The organism is Propioniciclava sp. (assembly GCF_036744435.1).
Classification (GTDB): Bacteria; Actinomycetota; Actinomycetes; order Propionibacteriales; family Propionibacteriaceae; genus Propioniciclava.
This window is the reverse complement of sequence record NZ_DAIOIA010000200.1, coordinates 1-2685: the sequence shown is the minus strand read 5'-3', so window position 1 is coordinate 2685 and position 2685 is coordinate 1. Positions and strand designations below refer to the sequence as shown.

Annotated in this window: 2 protein-coding genes; one reads left to right on the top strand and one right to left on the bottom strand. The window is 72.3% G+C overall.

Going from position 1 to position 2685, the window contains the following annotated elements; all coding sequences use genetic code 11:
- Positions 1-411: MarR family winged helix-turn-helix transcriptional regulator (locus tag V7E09_RS15100; protein ID WP_324523671.1), on the bottom strand; the 411-nt coding region annotated here is incomplete at its 3' end.
- 115 nt (positions 412-526) lie between these two features.
- Between V7E09_RS15100 and V7E09_RS15095 the strand changes: the two genes are divergently transcribed.
- On the top strand, positions 527-2685 hold a 2159-nt coding region (locus V7E09_RS15095; protein WP_324523670.1), incomplete at its 3' end, for an alpha-galactosidase.

Below are 2685 nucleotides of genomic sequence, written 5' to 3'. Positions count from 1 at the left end.
GGCCTGGGCCGCGAGGGCGTGCAGGCCACGGATCAGGGCATCGGCATCGGCGATGGTGGCGAGGGCGGCGTCCAGCAGGAGGACGTCGAGGACCCGGTTGAGGCGATCGAGCAAGGCCCGGCCTTGGGGGCTGAGCCAGACCCGAACCCGTCGGCGGTCGGCAGGATCGGTGGCGCGGTCCAGATAGCCGTCGCGGACCAGGTGACCGACGATGTCGCTGACCACCGACTGCGAGCGCTGCAGATGCACCGCGAGCTCCCCGATCGTCACCGGTCCGGTGAGGACCAGGTGGGTGAGCACGGCGCGGGACGCCGCAGGGACGTCCGACCGCGGTCCGTCGCGCCGATGGTAGGCGAGATAGAGCGCGCGGAAGGTGTCCTCGAACTCCGCCCCGCGTCCTGGTGTCGTCATGCATTCAGCGTGGGAGGTGGGCCATCCATCGTCAATCCCGATGGATTCGGCTCCCTGGCGGCCTTCTCCTCCGGGTTTCCTGGTGCCGGGCGTCCGGGGACGTGAGGATGGAGCCATGACCTCGCCCCACACGTTCGTCTCCTTGCGCCGCGACTCGGTGAGCGTCCTACTGGACGCGTCCGGGGGACGCCTGCCCGCCCTGCTGCACTGGGGGGCCGATCTTGGCCCGCTGCACCTCGACGACGCCCGCGCCCTCGGCCTGGCCGCCCAGCCGCCGGTCGCCCCGAACCTGCCCGACGTTCCCCCGCGGCTGGCGATCCTCCCGGAGGGGCACACCGGATGGACGGGACGCCCCGGGCTGCAGGGGTCGCGGGCGGGCCGGGACTGGTCGCCGCAGTTCACCGTCAGCTCACTCACCCTCGACGGCGTCCCGCTGGCAGCCGACACCGGGATCGCGGAGGGCCACGCGGTGGTGGTGCGCGCCGCCGACCCGGCCGCGGGCCTCGACCTGACCCTGGCGATCGAGCTCACCCCCGGCGGGTTGCTGCGCAGCCGCGCCACCCTCGCCAACGCGGGGTCGGCCCCCTATCAGCTCGACTCCCTCACCCTCGCCTACCCGGTGCCCGACCGGGCCGCCACCCTGCTGGACTTCGCGGGACGCTGGGCCAACGAACGCGTCCCGCAGCGACGCGACTTCACCGTGGGGACGCACCTGCGCGAGGGCCGCCGCGGCCGCACCGGCGCGGACGCCGCCACCGTTCTGCACGCGGGCGTGCCCGGCTTCGGTTTCGCCGCCGGCGACGTGTGGGGTGTCCATGTGGGCTGGTCCGGAAACCACATCCACTACGCCGAACAGGTCTCCACCGGCGAGCGGGTGCTCGGCGGCGGGGAATTGCTGCTGCCCGGCGAGATCGTCCTGGCTCCGGGCGAGGACTACACCTCTCCGTGGTTGTACGGCTCCTACGGGGCGGGCCTGGACGCGGTGGCACGCCGCTTTCACCGGTTCCTGCGGGCGCGCCCGCAGCACCCCGACGCCCAGCGTCCGGTCACGCTGAACGTCTGGGAGGCGGTCTACTTCGACCACGCGCTCGAACCGCTGCGCGACCTGGCCGACCTGGCGTCCGCGGCCGGAGTGGAGCGCTTCGTCCTGGACGACGGCTGGTTCTCCTCACGGCGCGACGACACCTCCGGGCTGGGCGACTGGGTGGTCGCGGACGCGGTGTGGCCGGACGGGCTGGGGCCGCTGGTGGAACACGTCACCGGGCTGGGCATGCAGTTCGGGTTGTGGTTCGAGCCGGAGATGGTCAACCTCGACTCCGACGTGGCCCGGGCCCATCCGGAGTGGGTGATGGCGACCGGGGGCAGGCTGCCCGTGCCGTCGCGCCATCAGCAGGTGCTCAACCTCGGCATCCCGGAGTGCTATGCGCACGTCCGCGACGCGATGGACGCCCTGCTGAGCGCCTACCCGATCAGTTATCTCAAGTGGGACCACAACCGCGACCTGAGCGATGCGGGCGGTCCGCCTGGGGGCCGCCCCGGCGTCCACGCGCAGACCCTGGCGGCCTACCGGCTGATGGCCGAACTCAAACGGCGTCATCCGGGCCTGGAGATCGAGTCGTGTTCCTCGGGCGGGGCGCGGGTCGATCTGGGCGTGGCCGAGCACACCGACCGGGTGTGGGTCTCGGACAACATCGACCCGCTGGACCGTCAGCAGATGCTGCGCTGGACGACCCAACTACTCCCCCCAGAAATGCTGGGCTCCCACATCGCCAGCGGACGCTCGCACGTCACCGAACGCTCCCACGATCTGACGTTCCGGGCGGCGACCGCGTTGTTTGGGCACCTGGGCGTCGAATGGGATCTACGGGCGGCCTCCGCGTCCGAGCGAGCCGAACTCGCCGAGTGGATCGCGTTCTACCGGGCGCAACGCGCCTGGCTGCTGCGGGGGGATCTGGTGCGCGTCGACGAACCCGATCCCTCGCTGGTCGTGGGAGGGATCGTCGCCGCCGATCGAACTCGTGCGCTGTTCTCCTACGCGCTGGTCGCCACCCCCACCGTCAGCCTGGGGGCACGGTTCCGGCTGCCCGGCCTGGACGCGGAGCGTCGCTACCGGGTCCGGCCGATCCTGACGGGGTGGGACCGGCGTCGGTTCTCGCCGCCGCCGTGGTGGGCCGAGGGGCTGACGTTGACGGGGGCGGCACTCGGCGCTCTCGGCGTGGTCCCGCCGGTGATGCCGCCCGAGAACGCCGTGCTCCATCTCGTGGAGGCGCTTGA